Source organism: Streptomyces sp. NPDC092369 (assembly GCF_044755245.1).
Lineage (GTDB): Bacteria > Actinomycetota > Actinomycetes > Streptomycetales > Streptomycetaceae > Streptomyces.
On record NZ_JBIVQP010000001.1, the window covers coordinates 875,176 to 901,017 of the forward strand.

Annotated in this window: 18 protein-coding genes; 6 read left to right on the top strand and 12 right to left on the bottom strand. The window is 70.6% G+C overall.

Going from position 1 to position 25,842, the window contains the following annotated elements; translation table 11 throughout:
- Window positions 1-76: 76 nt before the first annotated feature.
- Entirely contained in the window at window positions 77-982 is a 906-nt protein-coding gene (locus ACIQI8_RS03905) for a helix-turn-helix domain-containing protein (RefSeq protein WP_402344615.1), read from the top strand.
- Here the strand turns inward: ACIQI8_RS03905 and ACIQI8_RS03910 are convergent.
- Together ACIQI8_RS03910 and ACIQI8_RS03915 are read right to left on the bottom strand one after the other, a co-directional pair.
- Window positions 969-1,190 carry a hypothetical protein gene (locus ACIQI8_RS03910; RefSeq protein WP_402344618.1) on the bottom strand — a complete coding sequence of 74 codons (222 nt, stop codon included), beginning with the start codon at window positions 1,188-1,190 and terminating at the stop codon, window positions 969-971. The genes ACIQI8_RS03905 and ACIQI8_RS03910 overlap by 14 nt on opposite strands.
- On the bottom strand, window positions 1,183-3,540 hold the full coding sequence (locus ACIQI8_RS03915) for an alpha-L-fucosidase (protein WP_402344621.1): 2,358 nt from the start codon (window positions 3,538-3,540) through the stop codon (window positions 1,183-1,185). Before ACIQI8_RS03915 ends, ACIQI8_RS03910 begins: the two co-directional genes overlap by 8 nt.
- A gap of 321 nt (window positions 3,541-3,861) precedes the next feature.
- On the opposite strand from ACIQI8_RS03915, the gene ACIQI8_RS03920 reads away from it, so the two are divergent.
- Both ACIQI8_RS03920 and ACIQI8_RS03925 read left to right on the top strand, forming a co-directional pair.
- The gene (locus ACIQI8_RS03920) at window positions 3,862-5,205 is read left to right on the top strand and encodes an amidase (RefSeq protein ID WP_402344624.1); all 1,344 of its coding nucleotides are present in this window, start codon (window positions 3,862-3,864) and stop codon (window positions 5,203-5,205) included.
- Between the two features lie 70 nt (window positions 5,206-5,275).
- On the top strand, window positions 5,276-5,914 hold the full coding sequence (locus ACIQI8_RS03925) for a LysE family translocator (protein WP_402344627.1): 639 nt from the start codon (window positions 5,276-5,278) through the stop codon (window positions 5,912-5,914).
- Window positions 5,915-5,942: 28 nt separating this feature from the next.
- Here the strand turns inward: ACIQI8_RS03925 and ACIQI8_RS03930 are convergent, their stop codons facing one another.
- Entirely contained in the window at window positions 5,943-6,425 is a 483-nt protein-coding gene (locus tag ACIQI8_RS03930; RefSeq protein ID WP_402344630.1) for a GNAT family N-acetyltransferase, read from the bottom strand.
- 87 nt (window positions 6,426-6,512) lie between these two features.
- Window positions 6,513-6,686, bottom strand: a complete 174-nt coding sequence (locus ACIQI8_RS03935; protein ID WP_124002252.1) for a hypothetical protein — start codon at window positions 6,684-6,686, stop codon at window positions 6,513-6,515.
- 462 nt (window positions 6,687-7,148) lie between these two features.
- On the opposite strand from ACIQI8_RS03935, the gene ACIQI8_RS03940 reads away from it, so the two are divergent.
- Together ACIQI8_RS03940 and ACIQI8_RS03945 are read left to right on the top strand one after the other, a co-directional pair.
- A complete protein-coding gene (locus ACIQI8_RS03940) occupies window positions 7,149-7,598 on the top strand; it encodes a hypothetical protein (RefSeq protein WP_402344632.1) in 450 nt (149 codons plus the stop codon).
- 25 nt (window positions 7,599-7,623) lie between these two features.
- Window positions 7,624-8,424, top strand: a complete 801-nt coding sequence (locus ACIQI8_RS03945) for an SDR family oxidoreductase (RefSeq protein WP_402344635.1) — start codon at window positions 7,624-7,626, stop codon at window positions 8,422-8,424.
- Between the two features lie 195 nt (window positions 8,425-8,619).
- Here the strand turns inward: ACIQI8_RS03945 and ACIQI8_RS03950 are convergent, their stop codons facing one another.
- The 7 genes from ACIQI8_RS03950 to glgA form a co-directional block, all read right to left on the bottom strand.
- Window positions 8,620-10,113 (bottom strand): SDR family NAD(P)-dependent oxidoreductase, encoded by a 1,494-nt coding sequence (locus tag ACIQI8_RS03950; RefSeq protein WP_402344638.1) that lies wholly within the window; start codon window positions 10,111-10,113, stop codon window positions 8,620-8,622.
- Between the two features lie 103 nt (window positions 10,114-10,216).
- Entirely contained in the window at window positions 10,217-11,542 is a 1,326-nt protein-coding gene (locus tag ACIQI8_RS03955; protein ID WP_402344641.1) for a wax ester/triacylglycerol synthase family O-acyltransferase, read from the bottom strand.
- Window positions 11,543-11,698: 156 nt separating this feature from the next.
- Window positions 11,699-14,014, bottom strand: coding sequence for a GH92 family glycosyl hydrolase (locus ACIQI8_RS03960; RefSeq protein WP_402344644.1), 2,316 nt, complete (start codon window positions 14,012-14,014; stop codon window positions 11,699-11,701).
- Between the two features lie 27 nt (window positions 14,015-14,041).
- On the bottom strand, window positions 14,042-16,651 hold the full coding sequence (locus ACIQI8_RS03965; protein WP_402344647.1) for a PA14 domain-containing protein: 2,610 nt from the start codon (window positions 16,649-16,651) through the stop codon (window positions 14,042-14,044).
- A 100-nt stretch (window positions 16,652-16,751) separates the two neighbouring features.
- Window positions 16,752-20,420: a tetratricopeptide repeat protein gene (locus tag ACIQI8_RS03970; protein WP_402344650.1), complete on the bottom strand. Its 3,669-nt coding sequence runs from the start codon at window positions 20,418-20,420 to the stop codon at window positions 16,752-16,754.
- Between the two features lie 26 nt (window positions 20,421-20,446).
- On the bottom strand, window positions 20,447-21,667 hold the full coding sequence (gene glgC, locus ACIQI8_RS03975) for a glucose-1-phosphate adenylyltransferase (RefSeq protein ID WP_402344653.1): 1,221 nt from the start codon (window positions 21,665-21,667) through the stop codon (window positions 20,447-20,449).
- Between the two features lie 81 nt (window positions 21,668-21,748).
- Entirely contained in the window at window positions 21,749-22,900 is a 1,152-nt protein-coding gene (gene glgA, locus ACIQI8_RS03980) for a glycogen synthase (protein WP_402344656.1), read from the bottom strand.
- A gap of 488 nt (window positions 22,901-23,388) precedes the next feature.
- Here glgA and ACIQI8_RS03985 point away from each other — a divergent pair, with 488 nt between their 5' ends.
- Window positions 23,389-24,558, top strand: coding sequence for a DMT family transporter (locus tag ACIQI8_RS03985; protein ID WP_402344659.1), 1,170 nt, complete (start codon window positions 23,389-23,391; stop codon window positions 24,556-24,558).
- On the opposite strand, the gene ACIQI8_RS03990 is transcribed toward ACIQI8_RS03985, so the two are convergent.
- Entirely contained in the window at window positions 24,548-25,717 is a 1,170-nt protein-coding gene (locus ACIQI8_RS03990) for a transglycosylase family protein (RefSeq protein ID WP_402344662.1), read from the bottom strand. The two genes, ACIQI8_RS03985 and ACIQI8_RS03990, sit on opposite strands and share 11 nt — an antisense overlap.
- Between the last annotated feature and the right edge of the window lie 125 nt (window positions 25,718-25,842).

Below are 25,842 nucleotides of genomic sequence, written 5' to 3' on the forward strand. Positions count from 1 at the left end.
TGCTCCGAGGTCTCCGAGACCTGGGACGCGGAAACATCGAGCGATGCGGAGCCGGTGCGGCGGCCGAGGGGTGGACATGACTGCAGCTCAACCGGAACTGGTTCCCTCGGGTTCCGAGGTACTGAGCCTTCAGCGCGGCGGCCCGACGGTGCAGCGCATCATGCTGGGCACCCGACTGCGGCGACTGCGCGAGTCCCTCGGCATCACCCGCGACACCGCTGCGGCCGCGATACGCGCCTCCGACGCCAAGCTGTGCCGCATGGAGCTGGGCCGCGTCGGCTTCAAGGCCCGTGACATCACCGACCTGTTGACGCTGTACGGCGTCCAGGAGGCGGACGTACGGCAGGAGTACCTGGACTCGGTACGGCGGGCCAACGAGCCCGGCTGGTGGCGGGCCTACGGCGACGCCTTCCCGAGCTGGTTCGAGCAGCATCTGGGTCTGGAGGAGGCCGCCTCCCTCATCCGCACCTATGAAGTCCAGTTCGTCCCGGGCCTGTTGCAGACACGCGCGTACGCCGAGGCCGTCGTCCGGCTCGGCCATCCGATCGGCGCCCCGGAGTCGGTGCAACGGCGCGTCGAACTGCGCATGACCCGGCAGGAGTTGCTCACCGGGCCCGACGCGCCCCGCCTGTGGGTCGTGGTCGACGAGGCGGCTCTGCGCCGTCCGCTCGGTGGCCGTGACGTGATGCGCGACCAGCTGACGCACCTCATCGAGGCCGCCGCCCTGCCGAACGTCACGCTTCAGGTGCTGCCCTTCCACGTCGGCGGACACGCGGCGGCCGGCGGACCGGTCACCATCCTGCGCTTCCCGGTCCCCGACCTGCCGGACGTCGTCTATCTCGAACAGCTCTCCAGCGCGCTCTACGTGGACAAGCCCGAGGAGGTCGACCACTACCTCTCGGTCATGGACCGCCTCAGCCTCGTGGCCACACCGGCCGCGGACTCGGTCGCCTTCCTGGAGCAGGTCCTCAAGGACAGCTGAGGCCTGATCCCGCCACTGCCCGCACCGGCATCGGCATCGGCATCGGCATCGGCATCGGCAGGATGCGCCTCGCGCCGATCGTCCCGGCGCCCGTGACCGCCGTCCGACCACCCTCGCGGACGGCCTCGACGACGACACTCACCACGAGCCGCGCGAACGCCGCGACGACCCCCGCGAGCCACAACCGCCTCTTCTTGTACTCAGTCACGCCACTCCACTTTGAAGACCCACGCGTGCTGCCCCGCTTTCCGGGCCGCCGCGGGGACATCGATCACCAGAGCGCCGTTGCTCACGGTCCAGGTCAGGGGGCGGCCGTGGCCGAGCATCGTCACCTTGTCGCCGGCCCGGATCGGCACGGGGGCCTCGACGGTGAGCCTGCCGCCCGGCTCGGCCAGGCTGTGGATGTAGAACGCCTTGTCCGGGCGGACGGTGAAGCGCAGGTCGTCGCCGAGCTGCGCCATCCTCGACCAGTACGTCGTCCCGTGGATCGCCTCGCCGTTGACGCGCAGCCAGCGTCCGGTCTCCCGCAGCCGCGTCTGCATGATCTCCGGGATGGTGCCGTCGGCGCGGGGGCCGATGTCGAGCAGGAAGTTGCCGTTCTTGGAGACGATGTCGACGAGGGCGTGCACGACCTCCTCCGTCGTCATGTAGGCGGAGTCGGGGGTCAGTTGGTTGTAGCCGTAGCTGCGGGGATCGAGACCGCGGCTGGACTCCCACTTGGCGACGACCGTGTTCTCGTACGTCGTGTACTCGGGTGTCGTGAAGTCGTGGAAGCCGATGCCCGAACGGTCGTTGACGGTGACCTCGATCGGACGGGCCCTGTTCTTGGCGTGGTTGAAGTACTCGGCCAGGACATGGAGGCTGTCGTTCGCGCCGCCGATGTCGCACCAGATCAGCTCCGGGTCGTAGCCCTGGATCAACTCCAGCATCTGCGGGGCCTGGTAGTCCCGCACGAAGTCCTTGCCGGCGGTGTAGCCGGTGTAGGGCAGCGGCTCCAGCGTGTACGGGTTGCGTGGCGCGTGCCCCATCCACGGGTTGTCGGGGTTGAACCACTCGGGCATCGAGAAGTAGAGGCCGCGGTGGAGTTCGGGCGTGTACCGCTTGGACGCCTCGAAGAGCTCCTTGACCAGGTCGCGGCGCGGGCCCATCTTGACGGCGTTGCGGTCGGAGACCTTGGTGTCCCACAGGGCGAAGCCCTCATGGTGCTTGGAGGTCAGCACGTGGTACTCGGCGCCCGCGTCCCGGAACAGCTCGACCCAGGCCCGCGGGTCGAACTTCTCGGCGGTGAAGCGCGGGATGAAGTCGTCGTACGCGAAGTCCGCGCCGTAGGTGTCCCGGTGGTGGGCGTACGTGGGGTTGTTCGGGTCCTGCATCTGGTCCCAGTACCACTCGGCGTACTGCACACCGACCGGCGCCCACGCGGGCACCGAGTAGACGCCCCAGTGGATGAAGATGCCGAACTTGGCCTTGTTGAACCAGTACGGGGCCTGGTGGCCGGAGAGGGAGACCTCCGTGGGCTGGTAGTCGGCGACGCCGAGCGTCAACGGACCCTTCCTGGAGGCGACTTGGCTGCCCCGACCTCGTACGGCCACCGTGCCGTCCCGCTCGGTGCCGGGTGCCGTGCCGGTGCGGTTGCGGATGCCGACCCGCACGCGCGCCTGCTCGCCCGGGTCCAGGCGCCGCACCCGGGCCGGTTCGACGGTGCGGGCGCCCGGCACGTCCACCCGCACGCTCACCTCGTCGCCGGCCAGGATCGCGACGGTGCCGGCGTTGACGACGGTGGCCTCGACGCTCTGGGCGCCGCTGGACTCCAGGAGGGAGTTCGTGGAGCGGGCGTCGCGCAGCGTCAACGCCCTTCCCTGGGCGACCGGTTGGAGGGAGAGGGCGAACACGTGCAGGGAGGTCTTGTTCGCCTCGGCCGGGTTGGTGACCGGCAGCGTGATCGCGACCGCCTCGCGCCGCGGGTCGGTCCACACCTCCGAGACGCCGATCCCGACGGTGTGCTCGTCCTTGGTGCCGTCCGGCGTGTAGCGGTAGGGCGCGGAGAGCGGACCGCCGGCGGAGTACCAGTCGGAGCCGCCGAGGCCGCCGGTGGTGGTCGAGCCGTCGGCGTAGTGCACGGTGGCCCGTCCCGAGGCGTTGCCGTAGCTGCCGGAGGTGAGGAAGAAGGCCGACAGATAGCGGCCCTTGGGGAGTTCGACGCGCTGGCCGAGCGCGACGACGTTGTTCTTGGCACCCGCCGTCGCTGCCGGGAAGAGGAAGGGGATGCCGTCGACCTCGATCCGGCCGGCGGGGAGTTCCTCGCCCGGGAACGTGTAGCCCGAGCCGTCGAAGTCGCCGCCGCGCGCGGCCGCGGTGTCGATGCCGTCGTTGTCGTAGAGGGAGTCGAGCGGGACGGGTACCGCGTCGGGGACGGGGACCCAGTCCCGCCCACCACCGGACCGATCGCCGGCCTGCTCGACCGCGTCCGCCCCGGACGCGGTGGTGAGCGGGAGGGTGACCGAGGCGGCGAGGACAGCCGCGGTGCCGAGAACCTGACGTCTTGGATACGGATTCATGAGCGGCTCCAATTCATCGGATGTCTGATGATTGGGTGAGCCCAGAGGCCCTGTCAATGAGGCGTGTACGGATGGAAGTTATGTCAGTGATCGGATGATCCGCAGGTCAGCGAACGGCACGCCAGCGCCTCAGCGCAAAAAGCCCAGGAAGAGCCGCCCGAATGTCCGGGAGTCGGCGCTCTCCGCCGGTCCAGGAACCGGCGTTCTCGACCGTCCGGGCACCGACACCCTCGACGCACGGCCCACCCCGAGGCAGAGTGCTCCCCGTACCCACGAGCCATACTCATGAGTAACGAACTCACCGCATCCCGAGGAGCCTCCGTGACCAGCTGGGTCGGCCGGACCGCCACCGAGATCGCCGCCGCCGTACGCGAGAAGCGGGTCACGCCCCGGGAGGTCGTGGCCGAGCACCTCGACCGGATCGAGCGGCTCGACCCGCGCGTGGGGGCGTTCCGTGTGGTGCGGGCGCAGGCCGCGCTCGCCGAGGCCGACGAGGTCGCCTCCCGCGCCGACCTCACCCAACTCCCCCTCGCGGGCGTGCCGTTGGCCGTCAAGGACAACCTCGCCGTGCGCGGCGAGTCCAACCGCGTCGGTTCGGCAGCGACGCCGGACACACCTGCCGCCGAGGACCATGTGACGGTGGCCCGGCTGCGGGCGGCCGGCGCGGTGGTCGTCGGGCTGACGAACGTGCCGGAGCTGTGCGTCTTCGGCACCACGGAGGGCGTGCACGGCACGGCCCGCAACCCGTGGGACCTCACGCGCACGGCGGGCGGCTCCTCCGGCGGCAGCGCGGCCGCGGTCGCCGCGGGCCTGGTGCCGGTCGCCCTCGGCAACGACGGCATGGGCTCCCTGCGCATTCCGGCCGCCAACTGCGGCCTGGTCACCATCAAGCCGGGTCACGGGGTGGTGCCCGCGGGCATCGGCGAGGGCGACTGGTTCGGCATGTCCGAGAACGGCCCGCTCGCGACGACCGTCGAGGACGCGCGGCTGGTGTTCGGGCTGCTCGCGGACAGCGGGGCGGTACGTCCGGACGCCCCCGCCATGCGCAAGGTCGCCGTCTCGCTGCGCAGCCCCCTGTTCGGCGTCACGATCAGCAGGCCGTACCGGGAGGCGGCCCGGGGCGCGGCCGGAGTGCTGATCAAGGCCGGCCACCAGGTCCGGCGCGCCGACCCGCCCTACCCGGCGTCACTGAGCACGACCTCGTTGGCCCACTGGACGGCCGGCACGTCCGTCGACGCGAAGGACCTGGACCCGCGCCTGCTGACCCGGCGCACGCGCGTGCACGCGACGATCGGCCGGCGCTTCGTGAACAGCGTCCGCACCAGCGACAGCCGGGACCGTCTGCGCCGGCGTCTGGAACCGTTCTTCGCCGAGTACGACGTCCTGCTCACCCCCGCGCTCGCCCGCCGCTCCCCCAAGTCCGAGCCGTGGGACGAGCGCGGCTGGCTGCGCAACGTCCTCGTCAACACCAACTACTCGCCGCTGACGCCTCCTTGGAACCTCACCGGCTGGCCGGCCATGTCCGTCCCGTTCGGCACCCTGCCCTCGGGCGCACCCTGTGCCGTACAGCTGGTGGGCCGTCCCGGCGCGGAGGCGGAGCTGCTGGCGCTGGCGGAGCAGATCGAGACGCTGCATCCGTGGCAGCGGACGGCACCGCTGGACTGAGCACGGCCTCGGTCAGGGGGCGGGAAAAACTGCTGGAGGCCGCGCGGCGCCCCGTGCTTGCATGGATCGCATGATGTCCATCGACCGTCTGCTCGCCTTCGCCGCGCTGTCGTTCCTGCTGATAGTGATCCCCGGCCCCAGTGTCGTGTTCGTGATCGGGCGGGCGCTCGCACAGGGGCGCCGGGCCGCGCTGACGACCGTCCTGGGAAACACGATCGGCGCGTATCTGCTGGTCGTCGCCGTCGCGTTCGGGATCGGGTCCGTGGTGGAGCGCTCGGTCCTGGTCTTCACGCTGCTGAAGCTGGCCGGTGCCGCCTACCTGGTGTACCTCGGCGTCAAGGCGTGGCGTGCGCGGGGTTCGCTGCGGGCCGCGTTCGCCGACGGCGGGATCCAGCACGGCGGTCTGCGCACGTTCTGGGAGGGCTTCGCGGTCGGTGTCACGAACCCGAAGACCATCGTGTTCTTCGCGGCCGTGCTCCCGCAGTTCGTCGACCGCGCCGAAGGCCACGTCCCGCTGCAGATGCTGCTGCTCGGACTGGTCTTCAACGTCATCGCTCTCGTCTCCGACAGCGTCTGGGGTCTGGCCGCGGCCACCGCTCGCGACTGGTTCGCGCGCTCGCCGCGCCGCCTGTCGATGGTCGGCGGCATCGGCGGCCTCTCCATGATCGGCCTGGGCGTGACGGTGGCCGTCACCGGCCGCAAGGACTGAAGCGGCCGTCGAACAGGGCAGACAGGGCCTACAGCGCCCGGTACATCACGTGCAGCCCCACCAGCCCGTCCCGCGGATGCTCGAACGCGTCCGGGACCGTGCCGAGAATCGTGAAGCCCAGGGACGTCCACAGCCGTACGGCCGGGTTGGTCTCGACGACCGCGTTGAAGACCATGCCCCGATAGCCGTCGGCCTTCGCGGTGACCAGGATGTGCTCGGCGAGGGCGCGGCCGTAGCCCCGTCCCGCCTGGTCGGGGTCGACCATGAAGCCCGCGTTGGCGATGCCCGCGGCCGGGCCGCCGTAGTTGGGGGTGACGTAGGCCGAGGCGACGACCGTGCCGGATTCGTCCTCGACGACGTGGACGCGCTTGGCCGGATTCATCCACAGGGCCCGGGCCGCCTCCTCGGAGGTGCCCGGGTCCCAGGCGTAGGTCTCGCCGGCGGCGACGATGCGGTGCCAGAAAGGCCAGATCCGCGGCCAGTCCTCGGCCACGGCGTCTCTGATCTGCATGGGCGTCAGTCTGGCACGCCCATGCGTTCGGCGATCAGAAGGGTCCTGCGCCCCCTGCGGCCCGGCCGAAGTCGGGCGTGGGGGACGTCAGTCGACGCTGGGCAGGATGTGGGGCTCGGCGAGGTCGTCCTCGTAGCCCGCCAGGCGGATCGGGGCCGACCGGGCCCACACGTCGAGGCTGCCGATGTCGCCGGACCGGTGGCCCGCGCGCTCAGTACGTTCCTTGGGACCCTGTTCCAGATCCGTCTTCTCTGGTGTCACCGCGCACTCCTTATGTGTCGGGTCACCCTCGGGACGTGCCGACCGCTTCACGGTCCGGCTCCTGACGCCCGCTCGGGTGTGAGTCGAAAGCAGTTCGGACGCGGTGGCGCCGGTACTTCGTGAGAGCAGGCCGTTGTGAACCGGCTTGTCCCGGGACGGACGTGGGTGTGGGTGGAACCCGGTAGTGCTGTCCGTCCGGATCAGACTAACCAAATGAGCGGGGCCGCGCTCGATAGGGACTGAAAACAAGGTGTAACTATCCCAAGTCCACTTGCCTCCACCGCAGATGCTATGCACCGATTCGTCGTGCGGCGACCGATTTTCGGTTCACCCGGACGGCCCACACTCGCGCACGCGTCCGCGAAGAGTGGGCGGCGCAGTTCAGATGCCGTTGGCCGATTCGCAAGGCGCCCATGATCTCCTGTCGTGCGGCAACGGCTTGTCCTGCGGGAGGACTGACGCATGGAGCTGCGCAGTGTCGAAGAGCTGATGGATCTGCTGCACGCCTGCCGGGGCTCGTGGGACGCCCCGGGCCTGCGCGGCGGTCGCGTCGATCTGCACCAACACGCGCTGCAGACCGCCGCCCTGTTGCGCCGGCGCCGCCCCGCCGACAAGGAGCTCCAGCTGGCGGGCCTCGTCCACGCCATCGGCCCGCTGCTGCGCCCCGGCGATCCGAGCGCCCACGCGGACTGCGCGGCCGACGCGGTGCGGGCGCTGCTCGGCGAGCGGGTCGCCCGGCTGGTCCGGACCCACCATCGCGCCGACGCCGGCGCCGACGACGATCTGCTCCGGCTGCGCCAGGCCGACGAGGAGGGCCGCAGCCCCGGCTTCGACGCGGGCGTACTGGAGGACTGGCGGACCGTGCTGGAGATCGTCGCGGCCCGCAACTCCCGCCTCGGGGCTGTCGACTGACGAACCGTCATGAGACGGTGCGGCGATGACGTCGTCGTACGCGCGATACGAACTGAAGGGCAGGGCCGCCGTCGTCACCGGTGGCACCCGCGGCATCGGGCGGGCCGTCGCCGGGCAGCTCGCCGCGGCCGGGGCGCTGGTGTGCGTGACGGCGCGGGACGCGGACGAGGTGCGGGACACGGCCGCCGGGCTGGGCGGCATCGGCGTGGCGGGCAGTGTCGCGGACCCGGCCCACCTGAGGGAGGTCACGGAGCTGGCCCTGGCCGAGTTCGGCCGGCTCGACATCGTGGTCAACAACGCGGCGACCAACCAGCCCTACGGGCCGCTCATGGACGTGGATCCGGACGCGTGGCGGGAGACGTTCGCCGTGAACGTCGAGGCGCCGCTGCGGCTGGTCCAACGCGCCTGGCGGGCGTGGATGCGGGAGCACGGTGGGTCGGTCGTCAACATCTGTACGGAGGGTGCCGGGCATGTGGGACCCAATGTCGGGGCCTACGGGACCAGCAAGACGGCCCTGTTGCGCCTGACCCAGCAGCTCGCGGGCGAGCTGGCGCCGAGGGTGCGGGTCAACTCCGTCTCCCCCGGCCTTGTCCGCACCGAGATGGCGCGGTTCGTGTGGGAGCCGGGCGAGTCCGAGGTCGCGGCGGGCCTCCCGCTCGGGCGGATCGGCGAGCCGGAGGACGTGGCACGGGCCGTCGTATGGCTGGTTTCCGACGCGGCGGAGTGGGTGACCGGGGCGGACCTGGTGGTGGACGGGGGGACCCGGGTCCGGGCGGCACGCCCGGGCGGGTACGCAGTCCACGACCGGCTGCGGTCGGCGAGATGAGCCGGGTGTGCCCGAGGTCCAGCCGGTTACGCGGTGCCCTCCGACAGGGCTACAGGCCCAGGGGTGGACCTGCATGGGGTCGAACCACGAAGTACGCGTGACCGTCGCACCGGGCACACCGGCGCACCACCACGGTAGGGCGCCAGCCTCGGGGCCCGCGAGCGAATAAGCGAGCCCCTGCCGCTCAGCGGGCCGCTACCACTTCCCGGGCGCGTAGTCCTTCAGGAAGACGCCGTACACGTCCTCGCCGTGCTCGCCGCGCACGACCGGGTCGTACACCCGGGCCGCGCCGTCGATCAGGTCGAGCGGGGCGTGGAAGCCCTCCTCGGCCAGGCGCAGCTTGTCGTAGTGGGGGCGCTCGTCGGTGATCCAGCCGGTGTCGACGGAGGTCATGAGGATGCCGTCGCTCTGGAACATCTCCTGGCCGCTGGTCCGGGTCACCATGTTCATCGCGGCCTTGGCGGCGTTGGTGTTCGGGTGGCCCGCGCCCTTGTAGCCGCGGCCGAAGACGCCTTCCATCGCCGAGACGTTGACGATGTACGCGCGTCCGCTGGTCGCCTGTCGGGCGGCGCCGGCCATGACCGGGCGGAGCTTGCTGATCAGGATGAACGGCGCGGTGTAGTTGCAGAGTTGGGTCTCCAGCAGCTCCACCGGGGAGATCTGCTCGATGGTCTGCACCCAGGTGTTGGTGTCCACGACGTCCGGGACCAGACCGCCCGCGTCGATGGCGGTGCCGTCGAGGTGCCGGGCGACACTCGCGTTGCCCGCGACCAGGGCGAGGTCGGCGACCTGCTGGGCGTCGAGGTTGCTGATGCCGACGGGCAGGGCCGCCAGGCCGTCCACCGCACCGGAGTTGAAGGCGCCGATGACGTGGTGGGCGGGGAGTTCACCGGCGGGCAGCGGGGCGCTCTCGCCGTCGACCAGGGCGGCGTAGGCGGAGGGCAGCCGGCGTACGGTCTGGGTCGCGTTGTTGATGAGGATGTCCAGCGGGCCCGCCTCGGCGACCTGGTCGGCGAGAGCGACGACCTGCGCGGGGTCACGCAGGTCGACGCCGACGACCTCAAGGCGGTGCAGCCACTGCGCGGAGTCGTCCATCGCCTTGAAGCGGCGGATGGCGTCCTTCGGGAAGCGCGTGGTGATCGTCGTGTGCGCGCCGTCGCGCAGCAGCCGCAGCGCGATGTACATGCCGATCTTGGCGCGGCCGCCGGTGAGCAGGGCGCGCTTGCCGGTGAGGTCGGCGCGGGCGTCGCGCTTGGAGCGGTTCAGCCGGGCGCAGTCGGGACAGAGCTGGTGGTAGAAGTAGTCGACTTCCACGTACCGGGTCTTGCAGGTGTAGCAGGAGCGGGGCCGCTGGAGGATGCCGGCGAGCTGTCCCTCGTCGGTGCCCGAGGACGGCAGCAGGCCCTCGGTCTCGTCGTCGATTCGCTGGGCCGAGCCGGTCGCGGTGGCCTCGGTGACCGCCTTGTCGTGCGCGGTCTTGGCGGCCCGGCGATCCTGGCGGCGGCGCTGCTTGACCGTGCGGTAGACGCCGGCGGTGGCCCGGCGCACCGCGATCGCGTCCGGGTGGTCGACCTCCAGCTTGTCGAGTTCCTCCAGCACGCTCAGGCAGACGGCGAGCCGCTCCGGGTCGATACCGGGCCCGAACACGACCTCTTCCCCGGTCGTGGGGCCTTCCTCTGTCACCGTCATCGCGCTGTCGCTTCCCTGCTGTCCCGCGTGGCGCTCCGATCGCACCCACTGTCGAACGGCGAATTTTACGGAGCGCCGGCCCGGTCCACCAAACCCGGCGGGGTCAGGAGCCGCAGGCAGTGATGAGCGTCTCCACCTCCGCGGTCAGCGCGGCGGCGAACCGGTCGAGGTCCGGGACGGCCTCGGCGTCGGCGACGAGCCCGTAGTGCACGTGTCCGCGGTACGTGGAGACGGCCACCGCCAGCGCCTGGCCGCAGGCCAGCGGGGCGAGCGGATAGACCTCGGTGACCGGGTTGCCGCCGAGCTTCAGGCCGATGCCGGGCAGCGGCACGCTGGTGACCAGGATGTCGAACCAGAGCCGGGCGGCCTGGCTGACCAGCGGCCCGCCGAGCCGGTGCGCGAGCGCCGGCACGTGGTCGGCGAGGAGGGCGACGGCACCCGCGCCCCGGTTGGGTCCCGCGTCCTTGTTGCGGTTCATGGCGGTGCGGACCGTGCCGAGCCGGCTGAGCGGATCGGGGTCGTCGACCGGGAGCCGTATCAGGTAGCCGGAGAGGCGGTTGCCCTGCGGCTGGGCGGTGCGCGGCCGGCGTCTGGAGACGGGGATCAGGGCGCGCGGTGCCACGCCCTCGCTGCCGTCGCCGCGTTCGTCGAGCCAGCGGCGCAGGGCTCCCGCGACGACCGCGATCAGTACGTCGTTGACGGTGCCCCCCTCCGACTTGCGGATGCGGTGCACGTCGTCGAGGTCGATGACGACCCCGGCGGTGCGGCGGGTGCCGGTGGGCTCGGCGGTGAGCGCGGCCGAGGACTGCGTGGCGAGGGTGGACACGGCCACGGAGGCGCCGATGTCGAGGGCCCGGCCGACGTCGGACAGGGCGCCCCTGACCAGCCCGGGCAGCTTGCGCACGTCGGGCAGCAGGCCGGGCTCAGGCTCCTCGCGGCGCGGCCGGGGCGTGGGCAGGTCCATCGGGTCCAGGACGGCGGCGGCGAGCGTCAGCGCGCGCAGCCCGTCGGCGAGGGCGTGGTGGAACTTGAACAGCACCGCGAAGGACACCCCGTCCTCCCCCGGCAGTACATGCGCCTCCCAGGGCGGCCGGTCACGCTCCAGCGGGCGCTCCATGAGCCGGCCCGCGACCTCGTGGAAGTCGGTGGTCGGGGCGTGCAGCCTGATGTGGTGGAGCGGGTCGAAGTCGGGATCCGCCTCACGGGCGGCGCTCCCGAAGCGCAGGGACAACGGCTGCCACACGTCCCGGATGCGCATCCGCAGCCCGGGGACGCCGGCGGCACGGGCGGCCAGCAGGTCGGCGGCGTGGGCGCCGGCGGTGGGCGAGTGGGCGGAGAAGACGCCGAGCGCGCCCAGGTGCATCGGGTTCCGGTCGGACTCGATGTTCCAGAACGCCAGGTCGAGTGGAGCGAGCAGGTCGGAAGTCAAAGGCTTGCCTCGCGTCGACTAGGGGTGAGCAAGCAGTCAAGCGCCGACCGGCGATTACAGTCAAGTACGATCAAGCTACGCTCAGTTAACGGCAGGTTACGTCCCGGGCCGGTCCCGCCCCTCCGGAGAGGGGCGGGACACGGGAGGCGCCTGTGATCACTTCAGTGCTGGTGGCGCCGCCTTCGGTGATGTTCCCCACTCAGACGGCTGCGGGCCGACCGTGAAGGCCAGCGAGCGCAGGGAGCGCAGATCGCCGGTCGTGAGGTACGTCCGGTCGTACGCCTTCCCGTCCGCCCGGGCCGACTGGACGTACCGGTCGGCGGCCGAGGTGCCCGACGCCGTGACGGTCAGGGCGCCCCGCGGGTAGTAGCGCCGGTCCAGGGTCAGGTCGACCCGTTCGAAGACCGGCGTGGACAGGCCCCAGGTGTCGTAGCCGGGCTGCACCGGGAAGATCCCGATCGACGACAGCACGTTCCACGCGGACATCGTGCCGAGGTCGTCGTTGCCGGTCATGCCGGTCGGACCGTCCGTGAACAGGGTCAGCGCGGCATGGACGACATCGGTCGTCTTCCACGGCTGTCCGGTGGACAGGTAGGTGTACGGGGCGATGAGGTCGGGCTCGTTCTGCGGGTTGTACTTGTCCGCGTTGTAGTAGTCGTACGGCCCGTTGACCCACACCTCGCGCGCGGTCCTCGCCGGGTCGGCCAGCAGCCGGTCGTAGGCGAAGAACGAGTCGAGCCGGTCGTTGGCCGCCTGCTGCCCGCCGATGAGGTCGACCATGCCGGGCAGGTCCTGCGGCACCAGCCACTGGTACTGCCAGGACGTGCCCTCGTGGAATCCCTCGCTCTGGGCCGGGTCGGCCGGTCCGACGAAGGCGCCGGAGGCGTCACGCGCCCGGAAGAAGCCGGTCGAGGGGTCGAAGACGTTCCGATAGCTCTGCGCGCGGGCGGCATACCGCGCGGCGTCGGCCCCGTGCCCCAGATCCCGGGCCATCTGCGCGAGCATCGCGTCCGACAAGGCGTACTCCAGGGTGGCCGAGGCCCCGTGGTCGTAGTCCGAGTCACCGGGCTTCGCGTGCGGTCGGTCCTTGACGTACGGCGCGAAACCGCCCGCGATGTACTCCGCGTTGGCCTCCCGGCCCACGGCCGGCGAGTCGGCGGGCGGCACCCCGTCGGCATTCTGCTTCAACGCCCGGTAGGCCCGCTCCTCGTACCCCTTGAGCAAGCCCTGTTGATAGGCGTTGGTCAGGAACGGCGTGACCGGGTCGCCGGTCATGATGTTCGTCTCTACCGTGCCGTAGCCCCACTTGGGCAGCCAGCCGCTCTCCTCGTCGATCCTGATCACCGAGATCGCCATGTCCCGCGCCTCACGGGGCGCGAGCAGGGACAGGAGCTGGGACTGGGTGCGGTAGGTGTCCCACAGCGACCAGTTCTGGTAGTACGTGAATCCCTTGGCGCGGTGGATCTTCTGGTCCCAGCCGGTGTACCGGCCGTCGACGTCACTGCCGATGTTGGGCGCGAGGAACGACCGGTACAGCGACGAGTAGAAGGTCCGTCGCAGACTGTCGGAACCGCCCTTCGCCCGTACGTCGTCCAGCCGGTCCTCCCACGCCCGTTGGGCCCGGTGGCGGACCGCGTCGAAGGAACTCCCGCCCTCCGCACGGAGGTTGAGGGACGCGCCGTGTGCGTCGACGTAGGACAGGGCCGTGGTCGCCTCGACCGTGCGGTCCTTGCTCGTGTCGAAACGGACGTACGCGCCGCCGCTCCCGGTCTTCGAACCGGCGGTCACCGTCGAGCCGTTCCAGGTGCCGTAGGTGGTGAAGGGCCGGTCGAAGCGGGTGATCGTGTAGACGGTGTACGGCTTGGTGTCCTGGCAGAAACCGCGGCCGGTGATGGCGGTGCGCACGGTCCGGTTGTCCAGGACCTCCACCTTCGAGGTGACCCCGCTGTGCAGCGACTGGGCCGCGTTCAGCAGGACGTTGGCCTTGTCGGTCGCCGGGAAGGTGTAGCGCTGCACGCCGGTGCGCGCGGTCGCCGTCAGTTCGGCCTCGATGCCGGTTTTCAGGCCGACCCGGTAGTAGCCGGGGCTCGCCTGTTCGTCGTCATGGCTGAACTCGGCCGCGTACTGGGCGTAGTCCGTCTGCGTCACGTCACCGGTGGTCGGCAGCACGGGCAGATCGCCGCCGAGGCCGCAGCCGACGCCGGAGAGGTGGACCAGGGAGAAGCCGCGGATGTGGTTCTGGGAGTAGTCGTAGCCGGTGTTGTGCCCTGTGTCCGGCGAGAACTGCACCATGCCGAAGGGCACGGCCGCGCCGGGGTAGGTGTTGCCGTCGTTCTCGGTGCCGATGAACGGGTTGACCAGATCGGTGAGTTGACGTTCGGGCGAGGCCTGGGCGGTGGCGGGGACGGCGAACAGCGCGGACGCTGCCACCGCCCCCGCCATGCTCAGGCGCAGGCGCCGGGTCCATCTCATGCGGGAAGTCCTCCTGATGCGTGGGGTTCAGGGGGTCGGGCACCCTGCGGGAGTCGCCTGCGAAGCGTCGCGGATCAGGGCCTGTTGAGCGGCCTTCACCCGCTGTGTGTCGGGCTTGAGCACCCGTCGGTCGTAGGTGAGCAGGCCGTTCAGCTCGCCCTCGACGTCCGAGATCTGGGTGTAGACCGCGCCGTTGCTGCCCTTGCAGGCGAGGGCGTGCACCTCGGCGAGCTTGGTGAGGTAGTCGTCGGTGTAGGCGGCCGGGTCGACGTCGACGTACGACTGCTGGACCGACCAGGCGTGGCCCGGCACCGCGAGCCCGAGACCGCCGTACTCACCGCTCACCAGGGCGCGTCGGCCGTCCGGATGGGGTGGCAGGGCGGGGCTCGGATAGCCGTGTTCGTCGATGATGTCGCCGGTGCCGCCGTCGGTTCCGAGGTTGATGCCGGACATGCTGTTGACGAGCCGGGTCGGGTCCCAGGCCTTGGCCTGGTCGGCGATCCGGGCCTCGTCGTACTGGCCCCAACCCTCGTTGAAGGTCACCCACATGACGACCGACGGGCTGCTGATGTGCTCGTCGATCATCTGCTTCATCTCGCGCTCGTACTCGGCGCGAGCGGCGGTGGACGGGTTCACCCCTGCGGTCATCGCCGGCATGTCCTGCCACACCATGAGCCCCAGCCGGTCGGCCCAGTAGAACCACCGGTCCGGCTCGACCTTGATGTGCTTGCGCACGGAGTTGAAGCCCAACTCCTTGTGCACCTTCAGGTCGTAGGCCAGTGCCTCGTCGGTCGGCGCCGTGTAGAGGCCGTCGGGCCAGAAGCCCTGGTCGAGCGTGGCCATCATGAAGATCGGCTTGCCGTTGAGGACCGTGCGCGGGACGCCGTTCACCTTCTCGACGGCGATCGAGCGCATCCCGAAGTAGCTGCCGACATGGTCCTTGCCGACGGTCACCTTCAGGTCGTAGAGGAACGGGTCGTCGGGCGACCAGAGATGAGGGTTCTTGACGGCCAGGGTCAGCGGTCCGCCGGTGCGGCCACTGGCCGTGGCAACCTTGCGCTTCCCGTCGTACGCCGTCGCGGTGATCGGTACCCCGGCGCGGACGCCCTGCGCCTCGACGGCGACGGTGCCGTGCGTGACGTCGGGGGTCAGCTTGAGGGAGTCGACGTGGTCGGTGGCGACCGGCTCCATCCACACCGTCTGCCAGATGCCCGAGGTCGGCGTGTACCAGATGCCGCTCGGGTCCAGGCGCTGCTTGCCGATCGGCGGGTTCTCACCGTCGGCCGCGTCGGTGGGGTCGTACACCCCGACGATCAGCTCCTGGGTGCGGCCGGGCTTCAGCGCGTCGGTGACGTCGGCGCTGAACTTGTCGTAGCCGCCCTGGTGTTCGGTGACCTTCGTGCCGTTGACGTACACCTCGCTGCGCCAGTCGACGGCACCGAAGTTGAGCCGCAGCCGCGTGCCGGAGCCGATCTTCCAGTCGGCCGGGACCGTGAAAGTGCGGCGGTACCACATGCGGTCCTCGTGCCGTTCGAGCCCGGAGAGCTGCGACTCGACGGGGTAGGGGACGAGGATGCGCTCGGCGAGGTTGCGACCGACCGGCGGTTGTTCACCGGCTGTGGCCGCGGCGAACTGCCAACGCCCGTTGAGATTGCGCCAGTCGGCGCGGGTCAGCTGCGGACGCGGATACTCGGGCAGGGCGTTGTCGGGGCCGACCTGATCGGCCCACTTGGTCCGCAGCTCGTAGGTGGAGTGGTTGGGGCCGCTGCTCCAGAACCCATTGGTAACGTTGCCATCGGCTCGGTTCAGGCCGCCGTTTCCGTCGTAGCGGACGTCGGCGATGCCGGGTGCGGTGCCTGTCTTGTTGCCGACGACGGGTTCGTCGAGCGCGATGAGCAGGGACTTGGGGTCGGCCGGGTCCAACGCGGCAGTCCCCAGGGGCCACTTGGCGCCGCCGATCACCGCTTCGATGTGGTCGGTGAGGCCGGCCGGGGGTGCGGCGAGGGGCTGGGCGAATTCGAGCTTCAGGGTGCGGCCGGTGCCCGTGACGGTGGTCGCGATGGCGCCGTCGTAGTCGAATCCGTCGGGCAGGCGGAACGCGGACTGCGGGATCGCCTCCTTGCCGCCGCCGGGCTGGGTCCAGCGCAGGTGGAGGTTGGAGCCGCCGTAGTGCTCGAAGTACTCGACCTTGATGTCGTAGGACTGTCCTGCGGTCAACTCGACCGGGGCGGCGGTCTGTTCGCGGTCCCAGTCGTCGACCCAGTGGTCGATGAGGAGCTGTCCGCCGACCCACAGGCGGAAGCCGTTGTCGCCGATGATCGAGAAGGTGTGGGCGCCGGTCTTCTCCGGGACGATCTTTCCGGTCCAGCGGACGCTGACGTCGTCCGACCTCCCGGTGGTGAACGCGAGTCGTGGTTCGAGGTTGGCGAAGTCGAGATTCGGGTCGAAGCCGGTGGCCTTGAGCTGGTCGAAGTCGAAGGCGCCGGGGGCTGATTGGGTGTAGTACTCGCCCTTCAGCCCGTGGATTTCGGGCGTCTCGTCGGCTGCGGTGGCCGCCGGGACGGCGACCAGTCCGGCGATGCCGAGAGCCACGGCGAGGAGTAACGCGAGACGGTTTCTGAGCCGGGTGATGCGCATGCAACCTCCATGACAACGTTGGCATGGCAAACAGTTGGCATGACAACACGGATTCCGCTGCCCGTCCAGGGACATGACAACAGGAGCCGGTCGGGTCGGCTCAGAGACGGGCTCGGTGATCGCGCAGACGTTGGCGCAGTCGTCGGACGTCTGGGGCGTGGTCGCCGGGGATGGCTTCCAATTCGCTCAGCCAGAAGGTGAGTTCGTCGACCCCCTCCTGATCCACGATGAGTTCGAGGAACCGTCGGGTCGGTGCCTCGATGTCCTCGCCTCGGTCCACAAGGAGCGGACGCAGAAGAGCGGCAAAGCGGGCGATGTACTCCTCGGCGTCCCGTTCCGCGAGGTCGAGAACCGCACGCCAGTCCTCGCGGTGGGCGTCCAGCCCGTGTTCACGGCTGTCGAGGAGCACATACTGGGGCCGGACCAGGGCGTCCACGTCGTCCTTCGCGAGGAGCTGCCGCAAGTCGGCTCGTGCCTGGTCCGGGCTGCCGGCCGTCTGGTGAGCGAGGGCTCGCTGCTGCCGGACCCAGTCGTAGGAGGGGTGGATCTCCAGGGCGCGGGTGAAGTCGGCGACGGCCTCGTCGAGGCGGCCGGCCAGCCGAAAGGTCTCACCTCGTTGGGCGACAGCGGTGTCGTGGTCGGGCTCGAGTTCGATCGCGCGGTCGAAATCGGCGAGGGCATCGTCGTAACGGCCGGTCTGCCGGTACGCCCTGCCTCGCTCGATCAGGTCCCAGACGTCGTCGGGTTCAAGGGCGAGGGCCCGGTCGAAGTCGGCTATGGCCTCGGCCGACCGCCTCTCCTGCCGATGCAGCCCGCCGCGTACGCCGAGCACCCAGTCGTCCTCGGGATCCAGCTCCACGGCCCGGTTCAGATCGGCCAACGCCTCGTCCGGACGCCCCGCCTGCCGGTGCGCCTCACCACGCCAGGCGAAGGCGGACGCGAACCGCGGGTCCAGTTCCACGGCCCGGCTCAGATCCGCGATCGCTTCCTCGTACCGTCCCGCGAGTCGACGGGATTCTCCGCGCTGGGCCAAGGCCCAGGAGTTCTCAGGGGCGAGTTCGACGGCGCGGGTGAAGTCCGCGACGGACTCGTCGAAACGCTCGGTCATCTGGCGGACCAGCCCACGCTCACCGACGGCCCAGTCGCTCTCCGGGGCCAACTCCACCGCCCGGTCCAGATCGGTCAGCGCCTCCTCCAGACGACCCGCCTGTCGATGCACCAGACCACGCTCGACCAGGTTCCAGTCGTCTTCCGGATCCAGCTCCACCGCCAGGTTCAGATCCGCCAACGCCTCGTCCAGGCGACCTTCCTGCCGGTGCAACGAACCGCGTACGGCGAAGCTCCAGTCGTCCGTCGGAGCGATCTCCACCGCTCGGTCCAGGTCCGCCAGCGCCTCCTCCGGACGCCCCTCCTGCTGGTGCAACGAACTGCGCCGGGCGAGGGCCCACCGGTTCCACCATTGCAGCTCCACCGCCCGGTTCAGATCGGCCAGTGCCGCCTCCGGGCGGCCCTCGGCGCTGTGCAGGTCGGCACGGGTGACAAGGGCCCAGGTGTCCTTGGGATCCAGTTCCAGGGCCCGGTCCAGATCCGCGAGCGCCTGAGCTGTCCGCCCGGCCTGTCGGTGCATCACACCGCGCCGGCCGAAGGCCCAGCCGTACCCCGGATCCAGCTCCACCGCCCGGCTCAGATCCGCGACCGCCTGATCCAGACGCCCCGCCTGCCCATGGAGCACCCCGCGTACGACCAGCGCCACCTCGTACTCGGGATCCAGCTCCAGGGCCCTGTTCAGGTCGGCCAGCGCCGCTACCCGGTTGCCCTCGACGAGATGCGCCGTGCCCCGGTGACACCGGATCCAATCGACGTCGGGACCGAGTGCCAGCGCGCGGTCGAAGGCCGGGATCGCGTCCTCGGGACACTCTCGCCACAGCTCGACGGCTCCGAGCAACGCGTACGACCGCACCAGCCCGGGATCCAGATCGAGCGCATCGAGCAGATCACCCACCGCATACCCGGAGAGGTCGAGCCAGTGGTGGGCCTCGCCCCGCTCCTGGTAGGCCACTGCCGTGGTCGGGTGGATGTCGATCGCGCGGCCGAGTTCGGCGATCGCCTCGTCCGGCCGGTCCGCGTGGTGCAGGTACCGGCCCCGGTACAGGTGGGCGCTCGCGCGGGCCGCGGTGCTCAGGTCGGGAGCCGTCAGCAGGGCGGCCAGGCCGTCGAGGACGCCCTGTTCGCCGGCCGTCGCCTCGGTCAGACGCCGGCCCCAGTCCGTGACCGCGGGTGCGTCGCTGTCGACGCCCGCCTTGGTGAGGATGTCCGCCCAGCGGCGCAGCGTGGGAAGGTCGTGGCCGGCCGCGTGGATCGCCTCTTCGAGGGCGGCGGTCAGGTGCTGGGCCGGGTGGGCGCACAGTCGGTGGTAGGTCTCGTCGAGGCGGTGGCCGCGCCAAGTGCCGTCCGCCCACCGGCTGTCGGCCGACAGGCTCACCTCGTGGGCCGTGCGCAGATCGGCGAAGGTGTCCGCGAGGCGGGTGTGGTCGTCGATCCACTTCGTCGGCGAACTCGCCCGCTGGTGACGGAGCATGCTCGCGCGTACGACGTCGTGGTACCGGCCATGCCCGTCCCGGTCGGTGACGAACGGCTGGGCACGCAGCCACGGGAACAGGTCGGGCTCGGCCGCGGGGACGGCCGCACGGAAGATCTCCTCGTCGAACCGGAGCGGGAGCGAGCAGCCCAGGACGGCGTCCCGACGCTCGGTGTCCTCGATCCGGTCGAGGAAGCGGTCGACGGCGCTGTCGACGGACGCCCCGACCGACGCGTGCGCGGCGACGTGCGGAGGGCGGGTGCCCGCGAGGACGTCCAGGAGCAGGGGCAGGCCCAGGGCGGTGTCAAGGATGGACGTGACCGCCGCCTCGTCGGTCACTCCGCGGGTTGCCAGCAGTTCTCTGGCCTCGCGCTCTGTGAAGACCTCCAGTGGTACCTCGGCGGCGTGGACGTGAAGGCTCTCCTCCTGCGGATCACGGCCGGCCAGTACGACGACGACGTTCGCCTGCAGCGGGCCGAACCCGTCCAGCAGGAGTTCGCGCACCCACCCGTCCAGGAACGGGGCGGACTGCTCCCAGGTGTCGAAGAACAGCACCAGGAACGGCTGCCGCCCGGCGAGCCGGACCAACTCCTTCACGAAGGCGGAGCTGAGCCGGGCGACCGCGTCGGGGCGGCCCTCGTCGCTCCCACGCGCGCGCAGCCTCTGGTCACGTGCCGTGGCACCGGTCCAGCCGTGGACCTGGCCGATCACGCCAGGACTCACTGCGCAGGCCACCACTGCGTCACCCGGAATCCGTGCCGAACCGTCCTTCGGTGCCTGATGCAGGGCTTCACTGTCAGGAGACGGAGTCTTCGCGTCGGCGTCCTTCAAACCGCCCGACTGAAGGCCGAGTTCGGCGCCGAGGGCCTTCATCGTCTCCACGACACCGCGCACGTCGGCCCCGTCGACCACCGCGGTCGGCGCACCATGCGCACGTGCTGTCGCCGCCCAGTGGCGTACCAGCGCCGACTTGCCGACCCCGCCGACACCGTGCACATGGAAGAGCCGGTGGAAGTCGTCGGAGCCTGGATCGCGCGAGAGGTTGTCCGTGAAGACGGCGCGCTCCGCGTACCGCCCGACGAACACCTCTTGCCCTTCGGCCCCGATGTGGCCCTTGAGCCGCTCGGTCAACTCACCTCGCGACGGCCGCTGTTCGTCCCCCTGCGGCCGCCACGTACTCCCCTGCGTCATCGTCCCCCTCCCCCGTACCGGGGAGGTTATGTCACCAACTGCCCCTTCCCCAAGGCAATTACCCCGCCCTTGGACACGGTGTACAGCTCCGCGTCCCGCTCCGGGTTGACGCCGATCGTCGCGCCCGGCGGCACCTCGACGTTCTTGTCGAGGACCGCGCCCCGCACCACCGCGCCGCGGCCGATGTGGACGTTGTCGTGCAGGATCGACCCCTGCACCACCGCGCCCGGGTCGACCACGACGCCGGGTGACAGGACCGACCGCGTGACCTGGCCGCGGATCAGGCAGCCCGCGCTGATGATCGACTCGCCGGCGATGCCACCGGCGTTGAAGCGGGCCGGGGAGAGCTGGTTGGAGTGGGTGTAGATGGGCCAGCTGCGGTTGTAGAGGTTGAAGGCGGGGCGCTCGGCGATGAGGTCCATGTGGGATTCGTAGTACGCGTCCAGGGTGCCGACGTCCCGCCAGTACCCCTGGTCGCGGGTGGTCTCGCCGGGCACGTGGTTGGCGCTGAAGTCGTAGAGCTGGGCCTCACCGCGGTCGGTGAGCTGGGGCAGGATCGAGCCGCCCATGTCGTGCACGGAGTGGCCGTCCTCGGCGTCCCGCTGCAGCGCCTCGATCAGCACCTTGGTGGTGAAGACGTAGTTGCCCATCGAGGCGAAGACGCACTCGGGGTCGTCCGCCAGGCCGGGCGGGTCCGCGGGCTTCTCCAGGAAGCGCTCCACGGTCAGGCCGTCCGAGGCGGGGCTGATGACGCCGAAGGACGAGGACTCGGCGCGCGGGACGCGGATCCCGGCCACCGTCACGCCCGCGCCGCTCTCGATGTGCTGGGCGACCATCTGCCGCGGGTCCATGCGGTACACGTGGTCGGCGCCGAACACGGCGACGTACTCGGGCCGCTCGTCGTAGATCAGGTTCAGCGACTGGAGGATCGCGTCGGCGCTGCCCAGGTACCAGCGCGGGCCGAGCCGCTGCTGGGCCGGGACCGGGGTGACGTAGTTGCCCAGCAGGCTGGACATCCGCCAGGTCTGGGTGATGTGACGGTCCAGCGAGTGCGACTTGTACTGCGTGAGGACGCAGATGCGCAGGATGTCCGCGTTGACGAGATTGGACAGAACGAAGTCGACGAGACGATACGTGCCGCCGAAGGTGACCGCGGGTTTCGCGCGGTCCGCGGTCAGGGGCATCAGACGCTTGCCCTCTCCGCCCGCCAGCACGATTCCGAGCACCGAAGGACCACCCCGACGCATGGCCGCTCCCCTCACCGTGGTTGACCCATGCCTGCCCCTGAGCTGGGCGGAGTAAGCCTGTTCGAAGCCTGCTCCGTACTACTACCCCTGTTTGAGGATCTCCTCGTAAAGCCGGACCGTACGGCGGGCGACCGCGTCCCAGCCGAACTCGCCCACGGCCCGTTCCCGCCCGGCCTCGCCCATCCGTCGGGCGGCCTCCGGGTCGCCGAGGACCGAGTCGAGCGCCAGCGCCAGGTTCGGTTCGAAGTCCTCGTCCGCGGTGACCAGCAGCCCGGTCTTGCCGTCGTCCACGACCTCGGGGATGCCACCGACCCGGGAGGCCACCACGGGCGTGCCGCAGGCCATCGCCTCAAGGTTGACGATCCCGAGCGGTTCGTACACCGAGGGGCAGACGAAGACGGCGGCGTGCGTGAGGAGCTGGATCACCTCGGGGCGCGGCAGCATCTGCGGGATCCAGTGCACGCCCTCGCGGACGCTGCTCAGCTCCTGGTAGAGCTCGCGGAACTCACGGTCGATCTCCGGGGTGTCGGGCGCGCCCGCACACAGGACGACCTGCGCGGCCGGGTCGATGTCGCGTACGGCCCGCAGCAGATGCGGGACGCCCTTCTGGCGGGTGATGCGGCCGACGAACAGGACGAAGGGCCGGTCCCGGTCCAGGCCGATGCGGTCCAGGACGTCGGTGCCGTGGTCGGGGCGGTACAGCGTGGTGTCGATGCCGTTGTGCACGATGTGGACCTTGGCCGGATCCAGTGCGGGGTAGCAGGTGAGGATGTCCTCGCGCATGGCCCCGGACACGGCGATCACGGCGTCGGCCGTCTCGATCGCGGTGCGCTCGGCCCAGCTGGACAGCGCGTAGCCGCCGCCGAGCTGCTCGGCCTTCCAGGGGCGCAGCGGCTCCAGGGAGTGGGCGGTCATCACGTGCGGTATGCCGTACAGCAGCTTGCCGAAGTGGCCGGCGAGGTTGGCGTACCAGGTGTGGGAGTGCGCGAGCTCGCGGCCTTCGAGACCCGCGGCCATGGCGAGGTCCACGGAGAAGGTGCGCAGCGCGTCGTTGGCGGTGTCCAGGGCGGCCCAGGAGCGGTGGCGTACGACGCCCACGCCGCGGCCCTCGCCCCAGCAGTGCACCTCCAGGTCGACCAGGGAGCTCAACTCCCGGGCGAGGAACTCGACATGGACACCCGCGCCGCCGTACACGTCCGGCGGGTACTCCCGGGTCAGCAGTCCCACACGCACCCACAACCCCCTGGTCTCCGCAGCCGGTTCCCACATGGTCACCCAGATGTGCCGTGCGCGGAAGAGCAACTCGGGGGCCCGCGGGAATCGCCGGCCCACTCGAGCACGAAAAGTTACGGAATTTCCTTAAACATCCGATAGCAGGTTTTTATGAGCATATGCGAAGCTTGAAAGAGACGGGCGGGCGTCGGTCCGGCCGCGCGTAGTACGGAGCGGACCTCGAGTGCGGTGCGAGCGGCGGACTCGGGGGCGAGGTCCACGAAGGCCAGTAGTACCAAGGCCTCCAAGGGGTGCGACCCCGAGGTGTCCACCCCGTGTCACCCACCCTGGGGAGGACAACGCCCGATTCGTACTCCATCGGCAGTAGGACCCAATGCCTGCTCAGGGACGACGACGGGAACAGTTCCGCAAGGCATCGTGTTCGGTATGAAGGACGACCGTTCGCCGCGCCGGGCCCAGCGCCCCCGCCTCACGCAGAGGAGCAGCTCATGAATGCCCTCGCGTTGTCCGTGCTGCTGTCGCTCGTGTCCGCCGTGGCCTACGCCGGTGGCGCGATCGTGCAGGAGCACGTCGCGGTGTCCTCCCCGGACGAGCAGTACGCGCCGCTGCGCAGGCCGACCTGGTGGGCGGCGGTCGCGTTGAACGGCCTGGGCGGCATCCTGCACGTGGCGGCGCTGGCCTACGGCCCGCTCAGCCTGGTGCAGCCGCTCGGCGCCCTCACCATCGTCTTCGCGCTGCCGATGGCGGCGCTCTTCGTGGGCCGCAAGGCCGGTGCGACCGCCTGGCGGGGCGCGATCATGGCGACCGTGGGCCTCGCCGGTCTGCTGTCCCTGGTCGGCGCGTCCGACTCGCAGTCCCTCGACACCGCCCAGCGCGTGGGCGTGGCCGTGGTCACCGGCGGTGTGGTCGTGGCCCTGATGATCGCGGGCCGTGCCGCCCACCGGCACCCGGCGGTGCGCAGCATGCTGCTCGCGACCGGGTCCGGCATAGCGTTCGGCATGTCCTCGGTGTTCACCAAGACGGTGGCGGTCGACTGGAGCGGCGGTGTGACCGCGTCGGACCTGCCGTCCCTGGCCGTGATCGGCGTCTTCGCCACGGCCGGCATGCTGCTGTCCCAGGCCTCCTACCGCGGCGCGGGCCTCGCCGCCCCGCTGGCCACGCTGACCGTGGTCAACCCGGTGATAGCGGCCGCGGTGGGCATCACGATGTTCGGCGAGACGTTCCGCTACGGCACCACCGGCACGGCGCTCGCGCTGAGCTGCGGTGTGGTGGCGGCCGGCGGCCTGATCCTGCTGACGACCGAGCGCCTCTCCCGCACCTCCACGGAGACGGCCCGGGCCCTGCCCGAGCCGACCGCCGCGACATCCGCCGAGGAGCACCTGGCGGCGGTGCCCGAGCAGCCGGTGGCCACGCGCCACGAGGACGTGCGGGAGCGCGAGGAACTCCGCGAGGAGATCCTCGTACCGGCACAGGCTCAAGGAGCGGCCGCGGACACGTCCTACGACGGGGACGCCGACCCGGCGTCGCCCGCCGCGGGCGCGGACAGGGACGAGGACGACGAAGCACCGGCGCCCTATGGTTTCCACGGTCCCTTCTTCGGTGGCACCTACCTGCCGTTGCCACTCGTGGACCGGCACCGGGTACGCGTCAAATCCTGACGCCGCCGGCCCTGAGATAGGCGAGAGGGTCGATGTCCGTACCGAATCCGGGCCCCGTCCGCACTTCGAAGTGCAGATGCGGGCCCGTGGTGTTTCCGGTGGACCCCGAGCGCCCGAGCCGCTGCCCCTCGCCCACCGACTGCCCGGCCCGTACGGAGATGGCCGACAGATGGGCGTACTGGGTGTAGCGGCCGTCGGCGTGCCGGAGCACCACCTGGTAGCCGAAGGAGCCGCCCCAGCCGGCGGTGACGACCTTGCCCGCGCCGACCGCCTTGACGGAGGTGCCGGTAGGGACGGGGAAGTCGACGCCGGTGTGGTAGCCCTTCGACCAGGAGGAGCCGGTCGCGTGGTACTGGGTGCCGGTGGCCGCGTTCACCGGGGCGACGAGGGAGTGCCGGGTGGTGGCCTTCTCCTTGGTCTTCTTCTTCTCCGTGGCCGTGCTCGCCGTGCTGTGCGTCTTCGGCGTCGTGTGGGTCGTCGGCGTCGCCTTCGCCCGCAGGTCGAGCCGCTGGCCCGGCATGATCAGGTCGGGGTCGGAGCCGACGGTCTTCCGGTTCGCGGCGTACAGCCGCTGCCAGCCGCCCGGGACGTGCTCGGTCTCGGCGATCTCCGAGAGGGAGTCGCCGCGGACCACCGTGTACATCTCCGCCGTGCCCGCCCTGGACTGGGGCGTGGTCTGCGGCTGCACGTCCTGCACGGAGGTCCTGCTCTTCTTCTTCGTGCTCTTCTCAGCGGTCTGCCCGCCGGTTCCGCCCGCCGGATGGATGTCCGGGGTGTCGCCGCCGCGGGTCAGTCCGGCCCGTACCGAGCACACCGGCCAGGCGCCGGGTCCCTGTCCGTCCAGGACCTTCTCGGCGACGGCTATCTGCTGGTCCTTGGTGGCCAGGTCGGCACGGGGGGCGTACTTGGCGCCGCCGTACGCCTCCCAGGTCGACCGGGTGAACTGGAGCCCGCCGTAATACCCGTTGCCGGTGTTGATGCTCCAGTTTCCGCTCGACTCGCAGGCGGCCACCTTGTTCCAGGTGGACACGTCGGCGGCGTGGGCCGTGCCGGCTCCGATGAGCGGAATCGCCATGCCGACACTGCCCGCCGTGACGGTGAGCGAGGCGCGGTTGATCGTGTTGGGCTGATACCGGCGATGCCGGCCGCGTACGGCCATGTCCCAAGCCCCCATCGACTGGCGTCAGGCAGGAAGGCCAAAACTAAGCGCCCCGAACAGGCCATGACAAGACGGCAAATCAGCCTCCCTGTCTCACAAGTGACCAGGAATAAACCCCCGTTGTG

Bases quoted from the DNA above. Each gene is read 5' to 3' on its own strand.
- ACIQI8_RS03990 (WP_402344662.1), bottom strand. From the start codon at position 25,717: ATGGCCGTACGCGGCCGGCATCGCCGGTATCAGCCCAACACGATCAAC.
- ACIQI8_RS03950 (WP_402344638.1), bottom strand. From the start codon at position 10,113: ATGACGGTGACAGAGGAAGGCCCCACGACCGGGGAAGAGGTCGTGTTC.
- ACIQI8_RS03965 (WP_402344647.1), bottom strand. From the start codon at position 16,651: ATGCGCATCACCCGGCTCAGAAACCGTCTCGCGTTACTCCTCGCCGTG.
- ACIQI8_RS03940 (WP_402344632.1), top strand. From the start codon at position 7,149: ATGGAGCTGCGCAGTGTCGAAGAGCTGATGGATCTGCTGCACGCCTGC.
- ACIQI8_RS03915 (WP_402344621.1), bottom strand. From the start codon at position 3,540: ATGAATCCGTATCCAAGACGTCAGGTTCTCGGCACCGCGGCTGTCCTC.
- ACIQI8_RS03960 (WP_402344644.1), bottom strand. From the start codon at position 14,014: ATGAGATGGACCCGGCGCCTGCGCCTGAGCATGGCGGGGGCGGTGGCA.
- ACIQI8_RS03945 (WP_402344635.1), top strand. From the start codon at position 7,624: ATGACGTCGTCGTACGCGCGATACGAACTGAAGGGCAGGGCCGCCGTC.
- ACIQI8_RS03905 (WP_402344615.1), top strand. From the start codon at position 77: ATGACTGCAGCTCAACCGGAACTGGTTCCCTCGGGTTCCGAGGTACTG.
- ACIQI8_RS03970 (WP_402344650.1), bottom strand. From the start codon at position 20,420: ATGACGCAGGGGAGTACGTGGCGGCCGCAGGGGGACGAACAGCGGCCG.
- ACIQI8_RS03930 (WP_402344630.1), bottom strand. From the start codon at position 6,425: ATGCAGATCAGAGACGCCGTGGCCGAGGACTGGCCGCGGATCTGGCCT.
- glgC (WP_402344653.1), bottom strand. From the start codon at position 21,667: ATGCGTCGGGGTGGTCCTTCGGTGCTCGGAATCGTGCTGGCGGGCGGA.
- ACIQI8_RS03985 (WP_402344659.1), top strand. From the start codon at position 23,389: ATGAATGCCCTCGCGTTGTCCGTGCTGCTGTCGCTCGTGTCCGCCGTG.
- ACIQI8_RS03925 (WP_402344627.1), top strand. From the start codon at position 5,276: ATGATGTCCATCGACCGTCTGCTCGCCTTCGCCGCGCTGTCGTTCCTG.